General features: G+C 55.1%; 15 protein-coding genes. 9 read left to right on the plus strand and 6 right to left on the minus strand.

The genetic code is table 11. The features are described 5' to 3' along the window. Positions 1-6 precede the first annotated feature (6 nt). From ACK4S7_RS02580 to ACK4S7_RS02590, 3 genes are all read right to left on the minus strand, one after another. Complete coding sequence (locus ACK4S7_RS02580; RefSeq protein WP_409644232.1) at positions 7-2349, minus strand: TonB-dependent receptor; 2343 nt, start codon at positions 2347-2349, stop codon at positions 7-9. A gap of 152 nt (positions 2350-2501) precedes the next feature. Next, positions 2502-3875, minus strand: a complete 1374-nt coding sequence (locus ACK4S7_RS02585; protein WP_409644234.1) for a glutamate--cysteine ligase — start codon at positions 3873-3875, stop codon at positions 2502-2504. Positions 3876-3924: 49 nt separating this feature from the next. Next, positions 3925-5883, minus strand: coding sequence for a proprotein convertase P-domain-containing protein (locus ACK4S7_RS02590; RefSeq protein WP_409644236.1), 1959 nt, complete (start codon positions 5881-5883; stop codon positions 3925-3927). Positions 5884-6103: 220 nt separating this feature from the next. Between ACK4S7_RS02590 and ACK4S7_RS02595 the strand changes: the two genes are divergently transcribed. Then, a complete protein-coding gene (locus ACK4S7_RS02595; RefSeq protein ID WP_409644239.1) occupies positions 6104-7960 on the plus strand; it encodes a CshA/CshB family fibrillar adhesin-related protein in 1857 nt (618 codons plus the stop codon). Here the strand turns inward: ACK4S7_RS02595 and ACK4S7_RS02600 are convergent. Then, positions 7922-8716: a 16S rRNA (uracil(1498)-N(3))-methyltransferase gene (locus tag ACK4S7_RS02600; protein WP_409644241.1), complete on the minus strand. Its 795-nt coding sequence runs from the start codon at positions 8714-8716 to the stop codon at positions 7922-7924. The two genes, ACK4S7_RS02595 and ACK4S7_RS02600, sit on opposite strands and share 39 nt — an antisense overlap. Positions 8717-8816: 100 nt before the next feature. Here ACK4S7_RS02600 and ubiA point away from each other — a divergent pair, with 100 nt between their 5' ends. The 4 genes from ubiA to ACK4S7_RS02620 all read left to right on the plus strand — a co-directional run bounded on the left by ubiA (position 8817) and on the right by ACK4S7_RS02620 (position 12503). After that, the gene (gene ubiA, locus ACK4S7_RS02605) at positions 8817-9728 is read left to right on the plus strand and encodes a 4-hydroxybenzoate octaprenyltransferase (protein WP_409644244.1); all 912 of its coding nucleotides are present in this window, start codon (positions 8817-8819) and stop codon (positions 9726-9728) included. A gap of 10 nt (positions 9729-9738) precedes the next feature. Continuing rightward, positions 9739-10758: an aldo/keto reductase gene (locus tag ACK4S7_RS02610; RefSeq protein WP_409644246.1), complete on the plus strand. Its 1020-nt coding sequence runs from the start codon at positions 9739-9741 to the stop codon at positions 10756-10758. 583 nt (positions 10759-11341) lie between these two features. Then, positions 11342-12220: a fatty acid desaturase gene (locus tag ACK4S7_RS02615; RefSeq protein WP_409644248.1), complete on the plus strand. Its 879-nt coding sequence runs from the start codon at positions 11342-11344 to the stop codon at positions 12218-12220. After that, positions 12111-12503: a diacylglycerol kinase gene (locus ACK4S7_RS02620; RefSeq protein ID WP_409644250.1), complete on the plus strand. Its 393-nt coding sequence runs from the start codon at positions 12111-12113 to the stop codon at positions 12501-12503. Before ACK4S7_RS02615 ends, ACK4S7_RS02620 begins: the two co-directional genes overlap by 110 nt. A 309-nt stretch (positions 12504-12812) precedes the next feature. On the opposite strand, the gene ACK4S7_RS02625 is transcribed toward ACK4S7_RS02620, so the two are convergent. Both ACK4S7_RS02625 and ACK4S7_RS02630 read right to left on the minus strand, forming a co-directional pair. Then, positions 12813-14276 carry a Ppx/GppA family phosphatase gene (locus tag ACK4S7_RS02625; RefSeq protein ID WP_409644252.1) on the minus strand — a complete coding sequence of 488 codons (1464 nt, stop codon included), beginning with the start codon at positions 14274-14276 and terminating at the stop codon, positions 12813-12815. Next, the gene (locus ACK4S7_RS02630; protein ID WP_409644254.1) at positions 14273-16423 is read right to left on the minus strand and encodes an RNA degradosome polyphosphate kinase; all 2151 of its coding nucleotides are present in this window, start codon (positions 16421-16423) and stop codon (positions 14273-14275) included. Before ACK4S7_RS02630 ends, ACK4S7_RS02625 begins: the two co-directional genes overlap by 4 nt. Positions 16424-16649: 226 nt before the next feature. Between ACK4S7_RS02630 and ACK4S7_RS02635 the strand changes: the two genes are divergently transcribed. From ACK4S7_RS02635 to ACK4S7_RS02650, 4 genes are all read left to right on the plus strand, one after another. After that, entirely contained in the window at positions 16650-17084 is a 435-nt protein-coding gene (locus ACK4S7_RS02635; RefSeq protein WP_409644256.1) for a hotdog fold thioesterase, read from the plus strand. Positions 17085-17163: 79 nt separating this feature from the next. Next, complete coding sequence (locus ACK4S7_RS02640) at positions 17164-18399, plus strand: alpha/beta fold hydrolase (RefSeq protein ID WP_409644258.1); 1236 nt, start codon at positions 17164-17166, stop codon at positions 18397-18399. 77 nt (positions 18400-18476) lie between these two features. Then, entirely contained in the window at positions 18477-19565 is a 1089-nt protein-coding gene (gene hppD, locus ACK4S7_RS02645) for a 4-hydroxyphenylpyruvate dioxygenase (RefSeq protein ID WP_409644260.1), read from the plus strand. Next, positions 19562-20113, plus strand: coding sequence for a VOC family protein (locus tag ACK4S7_RS02650; protein ID WP_409644262.1), 552 nt, complete (start codon positions 19562-19564; stop codon positions 20111-20113). The genes hppD and ACK4S7_RS02650 overlap by 4 nt, the downstream gene beginning before the upstream one ends. Positions 20114-20222: the final 109 nt, after the last annotated feature.

Consider the following 20222-nt stretch of genomic DNA (forward strand, 5'->3'; position numbering starts at 1 on the left):
CTAGTATTAAAACCTGAAGCCGGCTTCAACGCCCCAGATGCGCGGTTCGTTAACGAAACCGGTCAGGTTGTTGAAGTCGATTCCGCCGACAGCCGACGTATCCTTGGTGATGTTGCGGACAAAGGCCGAAATATCGAATGCATCGGTCTTGTAGCCAACGCGGACACCGCCTTCGAGCATGTTTTTGTCCTGAAACTCAACCGATTCATACAAGAAGAAGTTGATCTTCGAACGATAGGCCCAATCGGTGAAGGCATAGACTTCGCCATCGCCCACAGGCACTCCGTACCGTGCTGACCAGTTGGCAATCCATTTGGGGCTTTGAGGCAGGCTGTTGCCATTGATGTTGACGATTGCAGCCGAGAATGGAGCTGCTGCAACGACGATCGGATCCAGCGGGGTGCACAAGGACACGTTCGGGAATGTATCCACACGCGTGGCGCCACAGGCTGCGGTTGTGAGGCCAGCATCGCGGATGCTGGTGTTGTTGTAGCTAAGGCCAGCGGTTAAAAGCAGTTGCGGTACAGGCTTGAACTCCACGTCGGCTTCAAAGCCATAGCCACGGACCTTGTCCGCATTGATCAGACGGTTGGCGTTCACGCCGCCACCGACTGCCGTCAGTTGCGCATCTTTTAGCTCGTAATAAAAGCCGTTGATGTTGAAACGCGCACGTCCGTCGAGCAGCGTCGACTTGATGCCGCTTTCATAGGATGTGATTGTTTCCGATTTGCCGATCGTCACGCCGCTTTCCAATGGGGTAGCTGTTGCTGGCGGGAACAGGATGCGGCCCTGAATCGATGGCGCCCGATATCCACGCGCAACGCGGGCATACAGGTTAACGTCATCCGTCGCTGCATAAGTGCCGCTTAAATCCCAAGTCAGGTTGTTGTCGCTGACATTGCGCCTCACGGTACCGAGCGGATTTTGCAGGAAGCCCGGAAACTGGCTGTCCTTGCTGCGCACGGCGACGAAATTACGCTTGTCGTCATTGTAGCGAAGCCCGCCCGTAACGCTGAACTGATCAGTCAACTGATAGGTCATTGAACCGAACAGGCCATAGGCCTTGCTCTTTTGGGACTGCGACACGACGATGTTGACGCCGTCCTTTGCATTGTTCGGATCGCCAAGCGTCGAATAATTTTCAGAAACGATGTCCAGCGTTTCATTGAAGTAGAAGACACCCGCCTGATAGCTCAAGGGGCCGTCGCCGTTGCTGGCAATACGGAATTCCTGCGTGAACTGCTTCAAATTTGGAACGCTGTCGCGGGTTTCGGCCGTGAACGGAATTTGGCCAGGGCCATACAGGTTCGGCGGCAGGAAGTTGGCGCCGAAGCCACCATCGACATCACCAACCGATGTTGCATCGCCCTGCCAATAGCTGGTTACCGAAACGAAGGACACAGGGCCTGCATCATAGGTCATGCGCGCGGCCATATTCTGCGTATCGACACGCTGTTCGTTCTTGCCGTCGGTGGAGACGCGATAGCGGTTGAAATTTGCGTTCAGGCCTTCCTGGCCCCGCGTAAACACGTTGGCGCGGAACAGGCGAGCAGTGCCATCCAATGAACGGAACTGGCCGGTCAGCAAAATGTCAAAATCGTCGCTTGGCTTGATCAGGAACTGCAGGCGGGCCGCATATTCCTTATATCCTTCAAATGCATCCTCGGTTGTCTTGCCAGGGACGACATTGTCGACATAATCATCCTGCCGTTGGTACATGCCCGACACCCGGACGCTGACTTTTTCGCCCAATGGTCCGCCAAAGCCGCCCTCCACATTAACCGCGTTAAAGCGGCCGTAGGAGATCTTGCCATAGCCGCCAGCAACATCCCCTGGTTTTACGCTGTCGAACTTGACGATGCCGGCAGTGGTGTTGCGGCCGAACAAGGTGCCTTGCGGACCACGCAGCACTTCAACGCGCTCCATATCGAAGATCGGGAAGCCCTTGAGGATCGGGTTTTCGAGAACGACGTCGTCATAAATCAGGCTCACAGGCTGCGATGCGTTGAAGTCAAAGTCGGTATTGCCAAGACCGCGGATATAAAAACGCGGGAAAGTGCGGCCGAAGGACGATTCGACCAGCAGGCTTGGCACGCGGCCGGACATGCCGCGAATATCAACACCACCAGCGGTAAGTGCGCCAAGCTGATCACCACTCACAGCGGTGACGGACAGAGGCACATCTTGCAGATTTTCTTCGCGGCGCTGGGCAGTGACGACGATTTCGCCCAAAACGGCGCTGTTCTGAGCTGTTTCGTCCTGCGCGTAAGCGGCAGGTGCAATGAAGAGGCCAGTGGTAGCAACCGCAATAGCGGCGCTGGATGCCATGAGTGAGCGGACAGAGCGCATGTTATTCTCCCGAAGTGACGACGAAGGAGGCGGAATCATGGTCGCACTCCCGATACTCGCTTGCGCCTTTACGTCGCGATGCCTTCCGGTCAACAAAGGTTTGCATTCGTAGCACAATTTTGTGCTAACTGTGGCAGTTGCGCACTAATCCGTCAGAAGCTCATTTCGTCATAGACACGGGAAAGATCGCCGCCCCAGTCGCCCGAATATTTCTCAAGCAATACTTCCGCGACGGTTTTGCCGCTGGCGACGATTTCGCGTAGCGGGTCGAGATAGCCCGTTTCATTGTCGCCGCTTGCATTCAGGCAGTTACGCGCAGCAAGGCCAGCAGACGAGATGTCGAGAATCCGTCCGGCCAGATCCAACAGCTTACCGCCGCCGGGAATTGCAGCGTTCAGCCCTTGGGCAGGCACTGCGCTGCGCAAGGTCTCGCGTTCTTCCATCGTCCAATGCTTCACCTCGTCCCACGCGGCGTCCAAAGCGGTCTGATCATATAAAAGCCCTACCCAAAAGGCAGGAAGCGCACAAATCCGGTTCCATGGGCCACCGTCTGCACCACGCATTTCTAGAAAACTTTTGAGCCGCACTTCGGGGAAAGCGGTGGACATATGGTCTTCCCAGTCGCTGACCGTGGGCTTTTCGCCCGGCAGCACGGACAAATCACCTTTTAGAAAGTCGCGAAAATCAAGGCCAGCCGCATCGATATATTTCCCGTCGCGATAGACGAAATACATCGGCACCTTGAGCATGTAATCGACATATTGTTCATATCCGAAATTGGCGTCGAACACGAAGGGCAGCATGCCTGTGCGATGAGGATCGGTGTCGGACCAGATATGGCTGCGGTATGACAGGAATCCGTTTGGCTTGCCTTCCAGAAAAGGCGAATTGGCGAACAGGGCAGTGGCCAGCGGCTGAAGCGCAAGCGACGTTCGGAATTTGTGCGCCATGTCAGCTTCGCTCGAATAATCGAGGTTGACCTGAATGGTGCAGGTCCGAAGCATCATATCAAGGCCCATGCTGCCGACGCGCGGCATGTGGCGCAACATGATATCATAGCGGCCCTTGGGCATGATTGGCAGTTCAGCGCGAGTCTTGTCAGGCCACAATCCTAACCCGAGAAATCCTGTGCCGGTCTTGTCGCCAATGGCTTTCACTTGCTTCAAATGTCGACCGGTTTCTGCGCAGGTCTGATGCAGGTTTTCGAGCGGCGCGCCGGATAGTTCAAGCTGGCCTGCGGGTTCAAGGCTGACCGTGCCGTCGCTGCCGCTCATGGCGATGACTTTGCCGTTTTCGTATACGGGCTCCCAACCGAACTCGGTCAGCGCCATTAACAGGTCGTGGATGCCCCCCGGCTCGTCATAGGACGGTGCATGATGGTCCTTGCGATTATAAACGAATTTTTCGTGTTCGGTACCGATCCGCCAGCGATCCTTGGGCTTTTCTCCCTTGGCAATCGCCGCGACCAATTGATCGCGCGTTTCTATGACGGGATCCTTGCGGTCGGAAACTGTTTTTGTGCTCATGGCGGCGGTTTAGAAATGTCACCGCTATATTGCCAGCAGATTTATTGGATCACCTTATCGCCGTATCGAAGCTAATGGCGAAAGCCGAGCCTGGACCGAGTGTCGTCGCCCTTCCTCGAACGACCCCATCTAATATTATCCCGAACTGATCCGGACCTATCGAAGCTCCAATCGGGTCGGTTTCGTCAGCGCCTATTGCATCGTCATCTTCCAATGATTTGACCGTATTGCAATTTGGACCAGATGTCATTGATCCCGTGACGTATCGGAGCGTTGCGGGAATAGTGTCGTCGAACGCGAAATTTGTCACGGTGCTGCTGCCTGTGTTGGTCGCCAGAATGCAATATCTGACGATCGCGTCGGGCAGTGCCTTGTGGTTGGCACCACTGACGCCATCGCTGACTACCCTGCTCGTTTTTGACAGGGTAACGTTACCCTGCGGGCGGCAGAAGGTGAAATCGAAGATGGAAATTGCCTGCGACAATGGATCTGCAGGTGCCAGGCTGAAGTTGCCATAGTTGATGACCACAGTATCTACGGGCGACGAAAATGTGACAAAAACAGTGCCGTCGGCGCTATTGGATGCCGCATTGCCATCCCCATAACCATTATTTCCAATAACATAGTTGGCCAAGCTGTTGGTCAGCGTGGGCGATACGGAAGCCCCGTTGAATGTCCCCGTTATTGTCACGCGGTCTGCAAACTCGGCGGCGGCATAATCCACATCAAACAACCGGAATTGAACGCCAGGCACTGCGGTGGGCAAGGTGAGTGTCGTGGTCACGCTTCCTTCCTTATTAGTGAAATTCACCAGTTGGATCAGGGAAACCTGGTTCGGAGACAGCCCGCCTGTAAAGTTTGTCTGGCGTGCCGGTGACTGGCCACCCGTTGGGGGGTTATTCAAAAATGCACCGTTGGAAATGGATATGCTGAAATTGATCGTGCCGATGCCCGCTACAGGATAGCTGCCGCTTGTCGCCCCGGCAGGCCAGGAAATGACGTCCCAGTCGAAAATAGATGTGCCTGCAGGGCACACCAATGTCGGGGGCGTTCCCGCGGTTCGCGCACTGCTTACGATGAAGGAAACAAGTGCGTAATCGTCTTCAGTCGTTGCCCCATTGTTGGGCGTAGAATCGATGTCGGACGCAGATGAAGCCAGAATTTCCGCGATGTTTGTAACCGTCGTGCCATTTGAGGCCGTGACGGTAACTATAATATTGATCGTTGCACTGCTGTTGGCCGCGATTGTCCCGACGGTCCAAACGCCTGTCGCATTATTATAGGAACCTGTTCCCGTGGCGCTTACGAAAGTGACGCCAGCGGGCAAAACATCAAGCACTGTTACCCCGGTTGCGCTTACATTCGATGTCGACGCGCTGGACACCGTAAGCGTGTATGTGATGTTTGACCCGCTGCTAGGGTTCCCGTTGCTCACCGTTTTGGTCAGGGACAGATCGGCAAAACTTGTCGGAGCTTGCGTGATATAGATATCCGCGCGTGTAAATGTTCCGGTGTCCTGCGCTGCCAGGTCGCAGATCGTCATAGTCCATGTGCCCAGTGCATTTTGCCCGTCAAATGCACTCAGTGCCGCGCTTGGACGGAATGTGCGCAAATATGGCGGCACAGTACCTGTGGTATCATCTGCCGTGTGCGTGCTAATCGCAGACGCAGCCTCATCATCAAACAGGACGTTCAAATTGTCTGCGGCACTGCCGACGGCGTTAATCAGTTGAACCGTTGTCCCTGTTGGTGAAGTCAAGGTTATCCGCAGATCCGCGCGATATGTGTGCGTGAGACGCACGCCAATATTAACATCAGAAACGTTAAAGCTGGTGCCGACTGAAAAACTGCGGGTCAAAGTCGTGGTACAAGTGGGCGAGTCAACGATGCTGCCGCTCGTGCTGTTTGTAAACTGGCTAACGGTCTGGGCCGAAGCTAGCGATGGCACCAAACCCAAAATCATAAACGCAATGATTGCGCTGATGCGGAATCCCCATTTGCTCCGCATTGGATAACAAGCTGCCATTACCGCGAACTTTCTTCATATTTCAGACCGTTTCGCGTAAAATTAAAAAATTAAATTAATCATAAAAAACAATGATTCAGCCCATTAATCTCATCCAAAATGGGCATCAAAATGGATGATTTATAAACAAGCTTACCCGTTATTAACCACGCCAACCTAGCATGGGGCATTGGCAATGTGCCTTTGAATTGGGATGTGTTCAATGGACCGGATGACGCGCCTATTTAGTGCACTGGCTGGCCTGTGTGCCCTGTGGCTTTGCCTGTTGGCAACGCCAGCACAGGCGCAAAGTTGCGCACCAGCAAACAGTCCCGGCAGCGCGCCTGCAGGATGGGAGACTTATTGCTGGCTGGATTTTTCGACGTATAACGACGCAACGGCGCGTTCAGGTGCCGGGCAGAATTTTTCTTTCAACCTTAATGACGGTTCAGTGCTGTCTTTCAACCTGCGGGTGACGCCAACGAACCAAACCGCCTTTGGCGCAATCGCTGCGCCGTCATGGACCGGCGCAGCCGTTGGTAACTCTGCCTTTATTGGCATTCCCGGACGTCCCGTCCTGTATACGGCGACGGCAGGTAGTCGATCCATAATCATTTCAGCTATTAAAATTACCCCACCGCCCGGTGTGCAAGCGGTAACCGCCTATTCGTTTGTGGCGGCCGATGCAGAATCTACGAACGATAACGAAAATCTGCAATTTGTGACCAATGGTTCCGGGTGGCAAATATTGGATCAGGTCAATCCGATAAGCGGAAATATTTACCCGACGATCACAGGCGCTGGGACGAGTACTTTTACAGAAACGGGGGTTGCAGGCACGGTCGGTAGTTACATCGTCGGCACGAACAGTCCGACAGCAGTGACCGTAAATATGCAGGCAGGCGGTTTGCAAGGAGCTATGTTTGCGGTGCGTTTTGCTTCCATCCGGCTACGCAAGACGATCACAGGGGCGCGGGTCGACCCGGCTGACCAGTTCAACTTTCGCGTGACGGCTACTTCAACAGGCACTGTGTTGGCCAATGGCACGACCAGTGGGACTGGCAATGGTCCATTTACAGCAGCGCCATTGTCGCTGGCGTCGGGAATATCGCTTACCTTGTCTGAGACAATGGCCGTCGGCAGCGTCAGCCCCCTCTCCAAATATCAAAGCCGGTTGACCTGTACGAACGGAACGGAAAGCTCGACTACGGCCCTGCCAAATAATGTCCTGACCACCAATTATGTCCTCGGCACTCTGCAATTTGGGGACTCTGTGATCTGTTCTTTCAACAATGCAGCGACACCACATATCCGACTGCGCAAGGCACTTGGTTCCAACCGGCGCTTTTCAACCGATCAGTTTACTGTACAGATTAATGACGGAACCTCAGTTATGGGTTCGTCGACGACCACCGGCAACAATTCCAATGTCAGCGGAGGGGATACCGGATTTGTGCAGCTTTCCCCCGGGACGACTTATTCGCTACGCGAGATCATGTCCGGGCCCGGCAGCCTGACACAATATTCGGCGACGCTTGTGTGCATAAATGCGACCAACGGTGTGACCACTGTTTTTCCCACAACAGTACCGGGTAATATTATTCCCGTACTGGGCGACATCATTGCCTGCACGATCACCAATACCCGCCTCAATGCGAACGCGACTCTGGTGTTAACAAAAACGTCTACGGTATTGAGCGATGGTGTGAGTTCGGCGAACCCCAAGGCGCTGCCCGGTGCGCGCGTTCGTTATACCGTCACCGTGCAAAATACGGGTAATCTGGCGGTCGACGCCAACAGCATCATCATTGCCGATTCCTTCCCACCCAATTTCACACTTGATGCATCGACACCGATGACCATGAATGTAGGGACAAGTGGGCTTGGCGCATTCAATCAGGCAACGATGGTAACATATTCGAGCCAGCCGGGAGGCGCCGCGCCGTTTACAGCGTCACTCGGGACTGGCTACAATAGCGCTTTGACGGGGCTGCGCTTCCGACCGTCGGGCACAATGGCGGCGGCAACTGCGGCTGGCCCATCAAGCTTCTCCTTCAGCTTTACAGGCCAGATCCGTTGAACACTGAAGCCGTCGATCAGCCCAAACGCCATTTTTTGCCATCCAGACGGATATAGCCGCGACTGCCGCAGTGTCGGCGCGCAAAATCCGGGGGCCAAGCGACACGGGCGTTGCGCAGGGATGCGCGCGAATGGTGGCGTTTTCGCTATCGTTGAAACCGCCTTCGGGGCCAATCAGCACTGCGCCTGGTCCGTAGCCTATAGCTTGCAGAAACGGTTCACCGCCCCGTTCATCACAGAAATATAAGGATCGATCCGCTGGCCAATCCTGCAGCATCGCCTCAAGCCGTGTCAGGGGTGCAATCTGCGGCAATGCGGTGCGCTCGCATTGTTCAGCCGCTTCAATCATATGCGCGCGCAGGCGGTCGTCCTTGACCTTGTCCACCACGCAGCGGGCGGTCAAGACAGGCAGGAAACGGGAAACACCCAATTCGCAAGATTTTTCGGCAACCCAGTCGAAACGGTCTTTTTTAATGAGCGCCTGACAAATCCAAAGGTCCGGTGTAACCTCCCGGTCGCGCAATCTGGTTTCGACTGTCAGATCCAGATCGCGTTTGCCCATATTTGACACGGTTGCAAGATACTCACCCGAAATATCATCGAACAATTTGACCGGAGCACCTTCTTTCAGGCGCATGACGCCCATGAGATAATGCGCGCTGTTGCCAGAGATGTTAACCGACGCACCCTCTACCAGCGTTTGTTCCACGAACAGCCGGGGCGTCGATTTTGGAGGCCAGGCGGGTGTTGCAGGCATATCTGGCGTCTAACCGGAAATATGGGTTCCGTCATCTCCCAACTTATCGGCATGAAGTTGGCAGATGACGAACAGAGCAAAATTTGGCAGGGGCCTTTGCATGACTTCAAAATTTGTGCCTGACAGCGAATATACCGGCATTGTCGCCCTGCTGCCGGAAAAGCTGCGTGCGCTTGTCCTGTTGGCGAGACTGGACCGCCCCGTTGGCTGGTGGTTGTTATTCTGGCCCTGCATATTCGGACTGGCGCTTACCGGCGGGCTTATCCAGCGTTGGGACCTGGCATTGTGGATGCTTCTGGGTGCAATCGTGATGCGCGGGGCAGGCTGCGTCTATAATGACATTGTCGATCGTGATCTGGATGCTCAGGTCGCCCGCACTGCGTCGCGGCCATTGCCAAGCGGCGTGATCGGCGTTCGCGCTGCATGGGCCTTTCTAATCAGCCTTTGCGCCATTGGCTTGCTCGTTTTGTTGCAATTACGGTGGGAGGCGCAAATTGTCGCTTTGGGTAGCTTGCTTTTGGTTGCCGCATATCCGTTCATGAAGCGCATCACCTGGTGGCCGCAATTGTGGCTTGGGCTGGTGTTCAGCTGGGGCGCGCTGGTTGGCTGGGTCGCAATTACGGGACAGGCCAATGCGGCGATGTACTGGCTTTATGCAGGCACAATATTCTGGGTCGTCGGTTATGACACGATGTACGCCATGCAGGACCGCGAAGATGATGCACTCGTCGGAATCCGGTCAAGCGCGTTGCGGCTGGGCGGCAACATCCGCGCTGGTGTAGCTGCATTCTATATTTTAACCTTGGTCGGTTGGGGCATGGCCATCTGGAGCGTCAGGCCTGAAAAGCAGGCCTTGGTTGCGCTTTTACCGGTCGCGTTTCATCTGGCGATGCAGGTGGCATCGCTTAAATCCGACGGCAGCAACGCGCTTGGCCATTTCCGTTCAAACCGCGTGGCCGGCTTGCTCGCTGCGCTTGCATTCTTGGTCGTTGGTGCGGCCGGTCGTTATTAGGGAGAGAGTTATGGGACATCGTCGCATCGGCAAAAGCGCCATTTACGTATCTGACATCTGCATGGGCACCATGACTTTCGGGTCCCAAACCGAAGAGACGGAGGCGCATCGTATTCTCGACAAATGCCTTGATGCCGGCATCAACTTTTTCGACACCGCCGAAGGCTATCCTGTGCCGCCTGACATCAAATGGGTCGGCCGGACCGAAGATATTGTTGGCCGCTGGATGAAGGGCAAAAACCGCGACGCCATCATCATGGCAACCAAGGTCTCCGGCCCCAGCCACACCTGGTTCAAATCCCCTAAGCGCGGCGGCATGACCACGCTGGATCGCCACAATATCATTACCGCGGTCGAAGAAAGCCTGCGCCGCTTACAGACCGATTATATCGACCTGTACCAGACGCATTGGCCTGACCATGGCCTTGCTTATGACGAGACGATGGAAGTGCTTGATGAACTGGTTCGCGCGGGCAAGGTGCGGGTGTTGGGTTGTTCGAACGAGACAAGCTATGGCCTGATGAAGTCGCTGGCGACATCGGAAAAGCTAGGGACGGCGCGTTACGAAAGCATCCAGAATAATTTTTCGATTAACAACCGCCGGTTTGAAGATGAGCTTAAGCAAGTCTGCCGTCAGGAAGGCGTGTCATTGCTGCCTTACTCGCCGCTGGGTGGCGGCGTTTTGTCCGGCAAATATCTCGATGGTGCACGCCCCGAAGGCGCGCGTTTCTCCCGCTATCTCGAAATGACCGGATCGCGCCAAGTCGAAATGGCGCAACGCTTCGCTGGCCCCCGCGCGCTAGAGAGCACGATGCGGATTGTTGAGATTGCGCGGGAAGCGGGCATGTCGCCAGTGACGCTGGCGACAGCCTGGTCGAAACAGCATGACTTTGTCGCGTCCACAATTGTGGGCGTGAGCAAGGAAGAGCAGCTCGACGATATCTTCGCGGCGATTGACCTGAAACTAAGCCCCGAGGTGATGACCGCTGTGCACAAGGTGACGAAAGAGATTTTGTACCCGATGGGGTGAGGGGGATGGGGGGGCAGCCGTCGTCAATCCGGCGCAGGCGGGGATCCAACTCCCGTTCTATTAGCAAAAATTACCGTTGCTTAGACAATCGCTGTCATGAGTTGGGTTCCCGCCTGCGCGGGAATGACGCAGCATCTTTGAGAACGACGGCGATCGGTGGAAGCTATTTGAGTAATAGGTGCCTGTGGCCGCAGTTCCACCGTTTAAACGGCAGCAATTTAGGAGGCGCGAACTAAAGCAGACATACAGGTTACGACCCAATGTTGGACGAAGACCTACCTGCAGTTTTTGTTGTTGGAATTTCCGTTGAACGCATCAAACTTGCGGAGCAGATTGTTCCAATTTATGAGCCACTGACATCTACCCTAGCATCTGGGGAGTATGGGCTGTGACTCTAGTAAGGTTGAGAACTGATCCAAATACGTGCGCGGACGTCGCACTGCATACGCGGCAAGCACAAAGACAAAGTGACTGCAAATCGGCAAGAGAATTTCACTGTGCACGCGGTCGCGTCATTCTGCGAGAACATCCTGAAATACGGCTCCTGTTCGGTCCCTATCCGCCAACGGCAGCTTACATTGCGTTGGTCGCCACTTTGCAACTCGGCATCGCCGTTACGATTACGAACTACCCATGGTGGGTTATCCTTGCAGCTGCTTACTTCATAGGTGCTGTACTGGCTTTAGCGCTGTGGGTGTTGCTGCACGAGACCACCCACGATCTTGTTTTGCGGACTAAGAGCGGAAATGAGTGGTTAGGAATACTTAGTGGCCTCCCGCTTATTATTCCCGCGGCCGCGTCTTTTAGAAAATTTCATTTACTGCATCATCGAAGACAAGGAGACGCGGTTCTTGACGGAGACGTCCCGAGTCCGTGGGAAGTGCAGATCGTCGGCAACAGTTGGGTCAGGAAAGCTTTTTGGCTATTGCTCGCGCCACTCATGCTGTGTCTGCGTCCAGCGCGAATGCGGGCGATCCAGATGCTTGATTATTGGCTTGTCGTGAATGTTGCTTTGCAGGTCTGCTTCAATCTGGCGCTTATATTATTCGCCGGATGGGGCGCGCTGGCCTATTGCCTGCTTGCCAACATCTTCGCACTTGGCCTGCATCCACTAGGCGGGCGCTGGATACAGGAACATTTCCCGCTCTCTGAAGGCCAGGAGACCTACTCCTATTATGGGATAATGAACCGCCTCGTTTTCAACGCGGGCTATCATGTCGAACATCATGACCTCATGCGCATATCTTGGCGGCATTTACCCACTGTTCGCCGGCTGGCGGCTGACCAATACAATGATCTTGTTTCCTACAACTCATGGGGCAGGCTGCTCATCAAATTCATTGTCGACCGAGATGTCGTACTTGGCTCGAGGGGAGGAGAAAGAACAAGTGACCAAAAACCGCCATCTGCTGGCACGGGCGAGTTACAGCCTAGCGGGGTTACTCCAAGTTTGGAAACGTGAACGCAGCTTTCGGACGCAGGTGTTTTTCGCATTGTGTGTGTTAGCGCTGACAGGAATCTTGCGGGCCGATGCAATCTGGTGGGCCGTTGTTATTACAGTACTGGCCGCAGCCAGCGCCGTTGAGATTTTTAATGCAGCGTTCGAAGTTCTTATCGATCATCTGCATCCAGAGCGTCACACCGCTATCGGTGCAGCAAAAGACATGGCCTCAGCAGCCGCGTTCACTTGTAACTGTGCAAGCATACTGGTTGTCGTCCTGATGATGCTCGACAACCTTGGGTGACTGTCCGGCCGTTGAATGATGCCTATACTACGCGAAAAGGTCTGTTTCTGTTCGAAACGCAGCGATTGGCAGTCGGAATACTACTCCAAAATCACGCATTCAGCTGATAACCGCTTTTCACAACCTCACAAAGGCTCTCGACAGCTTCTATACCCGCTGAAATCCGACATTCGTTCATGGCAATTTGCAGCACGATGCACCGTGGTCATCGTTCGACTATTTCTGAAATTTCTCTAAACCCCCGCCTACGCGGGAATGACGAGGAACTGGGACATTATATAACCCGTTGCCCTCGCTATCCGCGAGCCCTCAGCCCACAATCTCCGCCTGCGCGTACCCCAGCGCTTCGCCAAGCACCTGCAACCGCCGCAACACGCTGTTGGATTGCAGGCGGACCGCGGAGCGGCTCAAGTGCAGTTTCAATGTCGCGCCGTCACCGTCGATGCGGCTGTCGGCCAGCGCGCCGCCCGTGCCGCCGTCGAGGCGGTGGGCGAGACGGATGGCTAGGCCCCAGATGGTGGCTTGGGCCAGCGCGCCGGGTTTGGCCAATGCCACAAGCATTTCGGGCAAAGTCCGCTTTCCGGCATGCACGGTCCAAAGGGCTGCAGCAATGACTGCGCGGTCGCTGGCGCTGACGCCCGGCCAACTGCCGTCCAGTGCAAGGTCAAGTGCATGATCCGCGCGATATTCGGGGTTCACGTTCCATACGCTGTCGGATAGCAAACACGCAGCCCTGCAAAGCCGCGCATCTTGCGCGCCTTGCCCGGCGAATACGGGCGCAATCCATTCGGCGAGGGCATCGCCATGAAAGGGAAATCGCCCAAGCCGTTCGCCTTCAAACCGGGCCGAAGCGATCAACGGATCCTGTTTGCGTTCGGCTGGCGTCAGCTGTTCGAACAACAACCCCTCGCGTAGGCCGTAGATGCTCGTCACAAGCTTGCTGGGCTTCAAAAGGCCTACTATGCCACCCAACAGTGCCGTCGCGCCCGGTAGCGCCGAAATACGGCCCGCAGCAACCACGTTGGATTGGGTCAGGCCCTCGCGGTCGTTGGCCAGCGGCGTTAGCAACTCCGGCGCCTCCGGCGGCATCTCATAATTGGACAAGATGGTCAGCGGACAGCCTGTTTCATGCATGTGCAGCCGCGCAAATGTGCGCCATGAGCCGCCAATCATGTAAAAGGGCAGACCTGTTTCCATCGGAAAGGCGCGCTTGCCCATCGTTTTGGCAATATCGTCACGCAGCATTTGCGTGACTTGCTTGGCGGATTTGCCCTTCAATATCTCGTGCCGCAAAGTGCCAAGTGGCAGCGACACGCGCGCGCCCAATTTGCCGTCGGATATACGGATCAGTTCAAGGCTGCCACCGCCAAGATCGCCAACATAGCCGTTGGCCAAGGGGTTGTCGCTGAGAACGCCATATCCTGCCGCAGTTGCCTCGGCATCGCCATCAAGCACATCGACGCGGATACCCAAAGCTGCTGCCTTGTTTACGAATTCCTGACCGTTTTTGGCTTCGCGCGTCGCGGCGGTCGCGACGACGCGCATGCTGTCGACTTTCATCGCGCGGGCAAGCGTTTCAAACCGGGCAAGAGCGGCAAGCGCCTTTTTCATCGTCGCCTTGTCAATTTCGCCATCACCAGCAAGGCAGGCGCCAAGCTTTACGCGGCTTTTTTCATTATAGATCGGCATGGGCGCCCGCGGTGAGCCTGCGTAAACAACAAGCCGGACGGTGTTTGAGCCAATATCAATGACGGCCTGACGCACCGCCTTCATCTTTGTCGGACGAGGCTCAGCGTTGGAACCTTCTTGTCATCTGCCAACGCGCCTCCGCGTCCCGAAAGCGACGCATTTGTCATAAAATAGTGATGCAGATTGAATGGCATTTTTCCGGCTTTCACCCTCTCATAACGTCCATCGGAACGCAGCATCCAGCTTTGCTGGTTGTCGAGCAGGTTTGCAACCATAACCTGATCAAGGATCTGGTCATGCACCGTAGGGTTTTCAATAGGCAGCATATATTCTACGCGGCGGTCGAAATTGCGCGACATCCAGTCAGCCGACGAGATGAACACCTTGGCATCGGGGTTGGGCAGGTCCGCGCCATTGCCCATCGCCCAGATGCGGCTATGTTCAAGAAAGCGGCCGACGACGGATTTCACGCGAATGCGCGATGACATGCCCTTAACGCCGGGCCTCAGACAGCAAATGCCGCGCACCACCAGGTCAATTTCAACTCCGGCTTCGCTCGCTTCGTATAATTTGTCGATGACGGCCTTATCCACAAGCGAGTTAAGCTTTGCCCAGACTGCACCGGGCCGTCCGGCGGCAACATGGGCAATTTCATCGTCGATTAACGACATGATCTTTTCACGTAAACCAAGCGGGCTCATCGTCAATATCTGCAAGCCCGTCGGCGGAATATAGCCAGTGATGTAATTGAATATCTGCCCGGCATCATGCCCCACACGCGGGTCAGCGGTAAAGAAGCTGATATCTGTGTACACCTTGGCAGTGATCGGATGATAATTGCCCGTGCCCAAGTGACAATAAGTCCGGAAACCATCTGCCTCGCGGCGTACGACCAGCGAAATCTTGGCGTGAGTCTTCATGTCGACGAAACCGTAGACCACTTGAACGCCCGAATTTTCCAGTTGCGATGCCCAATGGAGGTTTTGCTCTTCGTCGAACCGGGCCTTTAGCTCGACAATAGCGGTGACCGACTTTCCGGCCTCGGCTGCTTCGCATAATGCGCGAATGACGGCCGATTGCTTGCCTGCGCGATACAGCGTCTGTTTGATCGCGACAACGTCAGGGTCAAGCGCTGCCTGTTGCAAAAACGCGAGCACGACGTCGAAGCTTTCATATGGATGGTGGATGACGATGTCTTTTTGACTGATCGCCGAAAAGCAGTCGCTGTCATGTTCCAATATGCGTTCGGGAAAGCGCGGTGAATAGGGCGGGAATTTCAAAGTCGGCCGGTCTTCTTCAACCAGTTGACTAAGATCGCCAATGCCAAGAAAGCCGACGGTTTCAACGACAATGGAGGCCCCAGCGCCAAGTTCAGAACGGATCAACGTAGCCAGTTCGGTTGGCAATCCTTTTTCCAGTTTCAGCCGGATAATGCGTCCCCGACGGCGGCGCTTAATCGCGCTACGGAAATAACGGACGAGGTCTTCGGCCTCTTCCTCGACTTCAATGTCACTGTCGCGGATAACGCGAAATGCGCCTGCAGCAACCAGCAGATAATCGGGAAACATCTGGCCTACGAAATGCTTGATCAGCGCTTCAATGGTGACAAAGCGCGTGCCCGGCCCCGGCAACCGGACGAAGCGGACGAGCGATTGCGGGATCATGACCAACTGCCGCACAACTTCGCCATCGTCCTTGCGTCGCATATCGAAGATCAGGCTAATGCCTTGATTTGGAATGAAGGGGAAGGGATGCGCAGGGTCAAGCGCTTGCGGGGTGAGTACGGGCAGGATTTGCTCGCGAAAATATTTGCCCACTTCGGTCTGAAGCGTTTTACCCATCGCCGAAGGCTGAACAATTTTTATGCCTTCCCGGCCCAGTTCCTTCATGAGCTTGAGCCAAAGCTTTTGCTGTTGAATCATCAGCCTGTCCGCGGCGGCGACGGTGTCGGCAAGCTGTTCGGACGGCGTTCGGCCATCAATCGACAATTCTTCAATATGCCGCTGCTGCTGCCCACGCAGGCCAGCCACGCGGACCATGAAGAATTCATCGAGATTGGTCCCTGAAATCGACAGGAAGCGCAACCGTTCTAACAAGGGGTGCGCAGGGTTCGACGCCTCTTCCAGAACACGCTCGTTAAATTTCAGCCAGGAAAGCTCGCGGTTGAAATAACGCGCGTCCGTTGGAGTTTTTCGGGCTGTTAATCTGCTTGTACCAGGCACGGGCTTCACGAAATCACTTCCTTCTTCAACATCTAATGCGCGGTGCCATGGAAACATTTCATATTTACGGCAGCAGATCAGCCACCTGTAACAGCAAATTCGTCATTTTGTCATCGTTGATATGCCAACCGGGCCAAGAGGGCACTTGGCACTGGGTGTGCGAGGCTCGTGAATCCGCTACTTCAGTTCGGCTTTGCGCTAGACAGTTCTTACCGCTTCGACCATGAGCATAAGCATGACTGTCTGGTTTCATGAAAAGCTTGATCTGGCGGCGTTGACCGCGAATGGCGCAAACTGCATGCCCGGTTTTGTAGGCATCGAATTTGTCGATTACGGGGACAATTGGATAAAGGCGCGTATGCCGGTCGATGACCGGACGAAACAGCCTTATGGGCGATTGCATGGTGGCGCATCCGTTGTTCTGGCTGAAACGGTGGGTTCAGTGGCGGCCGCGATGACGGTTGATCCAAGCAAATTCGCAACCGTAGGAATGGAAATCAACGCCAACCACATCCGTCCTGTTAAGGACGGCTTTGTTTTTGCTACGGCAACGTCGGAATCTATAGGGCGCACAACGCAAATCTGGTCGATCCGCATAGAAGATGAGGCCGGGAAGCTGGTGTGCATCTCGCGTATTACTATGGCGGTCATTTCCACGGATCGCGCATAAATTATTGCGTAATGGGTGGTTAGCGTCCACGGATGACAGAAAGTATGACACCGTTAGACAGGATTTGAGGTTTAGGCGAATGTCGCTACGATATGTACGAGAGTTCAAGGGCTTTGCCGGGATACGGCTTGAGGCCGACGATATCGGATCTGCCGATGATCCGTCGATCGTCTTGCTGCATGGCTTTGGCCAGACCCGTAATATGTGGGAGGACGTGGCTATCGGCCTTGAACAGGCCGGACGCCATGTCATCAATGTAGATCTGCGCGGTCATGGCGGAAGCGAGTGGCCCGCAGACGGCCGGTATGACTTTAATGCCTATGTCGAAGATTTGCGCGCTGTTCTAGGCCAAATGCGCACCCGGCCTGTGGTCGTTGCCGCATCGCACAGTGCATGGATTGCGACAATGGCGCTGGCCGAAGATGCTGCGACACTGGCATCCGGCCTGATTTTCGTGGACCCGCCTACGGTCCATGCTGAAGGCTCAATGCGGGCCTATGCCGACCGTCTTTCGGCTGCGCCTGGTCAGGGCCTGAATCAGGCGAGATACGACAGTGCCATTTTTGACGCATTCGACGCTAATGGAATTGGCGACCGTCTCACCGCTGCAGCCCCGCACATTGCACTCCCGTCGCGTATTATTAGCGGTGCTTTGGACCATTGTGATCCTGTGTCCGTACAGCCTGGCTTTGTCGACCATCTGCCCAGCGCAGAAGCCATCGATGTTGATGGTGGTGGGCTGTTGATCGTTGCCGAGAGGGCAGAGGCATTCAACGGGTTGCTGATTGATTTTCTCGAACGCAAACAGCCGCGGTTTATCCCCGAATATCGCTCCGGCTCTGACGCGCGCACTTTGCGCGACGCAATGGGTTGTTTTGCGACAGGCGTGACCATCATTACTGCCCATGCGCCGGATGGCCGGCCGGTGGGCCTGACTGCCAACAGTTTCACCAGCGTATCGCTCGATCCGCCCTTGCTGTTGGTATGCATAGCCAACAACGCCGGTAGTGCTGAGACATTGCGGTCTATTGACGATTTTGCAGTCAATGTCCTGCAGATCGGGCAACAGCCAGTCTCCAACCTGTTTGCAGGAAAAAGCGAGGATCGCTTCGCCGGAACGCGATGGGAGGTGGGCGAATATGGCGCGCCGATCTTGCCAAGCTCGCTTGGCATATTCGAATGCAAACAGCATGCGCTGCATGAGGCGGGGGATCATTTCATTCTTGTCGGCCGCGTTGAAAAGGCAAGTTTTGAACCGCGCCGTGATCCGTTGCTTTACTTCCGTGGAAAATACCGGCGCTTGCATTTCACCTGAACGGTGCCTGCATTGACTCCAACACGCCGATGACCTAAACTGGTTGCAAATGTAACCAGTTTTTCAGGAGCGTGATTATGGCCGATTTGTTCGAAAACCCGCTGGGTCTGGATGGGTTCGAATTTATCGAGTTTTCCGCGCCGGAAAAAGGCCTGCTTGAACCTGTGTTTGAACGCATGGGCTTTAGCCGTATCGCGCGGCATCGGTCAAAGGATGTCGACCTGTGGCGTCAGGGTGAGATTAACCTGATCGCCAATTACGAACCCAAAAGCCCTGCGGCCTATTTCGCAGCGGAACATGGCCCTTCGGCCTGCGGTATGGCGTTTCGCGTAAAAAATGCGCGTATTGCATATGACGAAGCAATTGCGCGCGGTGCCGAACCTGTCGAAACGCGCACCGGCCCGATGGAACTTCGCTTGCCTGCTATTCGCGGTATTGGCGGCGCGATGATTTACCTGGTGGATCGTTACGGTGATGCGCTGTCGATTTACGACATCGACTTTGACTACCTACCCGGGGTCGATCGCAATCCTGTCGGTGCCGGCTTCAAGATTATCGATCACCTGACGCACAATGTCTATGGTGGCCGCATGGCCCATTGGGGCAGCTTTTACGAGCGGGTGTTTAATTTCCGCGAGATCCGTTATTTCGACATCAAAGGCGAATATACCGGCCTCACGAGCCGCGCGATGACCGCGCCTGATGGCAAGATCCGCATTCCGTTGAATGAGGAGGGCAAGGCCGGCGGCGGGCAGATCGAGGAATATCTTCGTGCCTATAATGGCGAAGGCATTCAGCATATCGCCTTTTCCTGCGATGACCTTCCTGCATGTTGGGACCGGCTAAAAGCGCTGGGCACTCCGTTCGCGCCGCCACCGCCAAAGGCATATTATGACATGCTGGAGGAGCGCTTGCCCGGCCATGGCGAACCAGTGAAGGAGCTTCAGTCACGCGGCATATTGCTTGATGGCTCAACCGAAGATGGTGACCCGCGACTTCTGCTGCAGATATTCTCGCAGACCATGATCGGCCCTGTCTTTTTCGAATTCATACAGCGCAAGAAGGATGAAGGCTTTGGCGAAGGCAACTTCACCGCTTTGTTCAAAAGCATCGAGCGTGACCAGATTGAACGTGGCGCGCTGCAGATTGAGGAGCCGGTTACATGAACGCGCCCATTAAGCTCAGTCGCATTCACCATGTCGCCTACCGCTGCAAGGACGCCAAGGCGACGGCGGATTGGTATGCGCACGTGCTGGGCATGGAGTTTACAACGGCCTTTGCAGAGGATCATGTACCGTCGACTGGCGAATATGACCCTTATATGCATATCTTCCTCGATTGCGGCGGCGGCAACGTCATTGCGTTCTTCGAACTGCCCAACCAACCAGACATGGGTAAAGACCCCAATACGCCGCCTTGGGTGCAGCATATTGCTTTTGAGGTTGCGGATATGGACGCGCTACTGGCTGCCAAGGCGCATATTGAGGCACAAGGTATCGACGTAGTCGGCCCAACATTTCATGGCATATTCCGGTCAATCTATTTCTTTGATCCCAATGGCCACAGGCTGGAGCTTGCCTGCAACATCGGCACGCCAGAACAACATGCCGAATTGAAACGTGTTGCCCCGCTCATGCTCCAGGAATGGAGCGAAACGAAAAAAGCACCGCGCCATGCTGACTGGCTCCACGTCGACCCCGAAAAGCGAGGCTAGGTTTCGGTCACTTATCGGCTATCGGTCATTATAAGCAGGAACGATGTAAGAAATCTTTCGTTACATGCTATAGGTGGCCGTTAAAGGGCGGTTGTTAGCACAATTGTGC

This window comes from Sphingorhabdus sp. (assembly GCF_046292425.1).
GTDB lineage: Bacteria > Pseudomonadota > Alphaproteobacteria > Sphingomonadales > Sphingomonadaceae > Sphingorhabdus_B.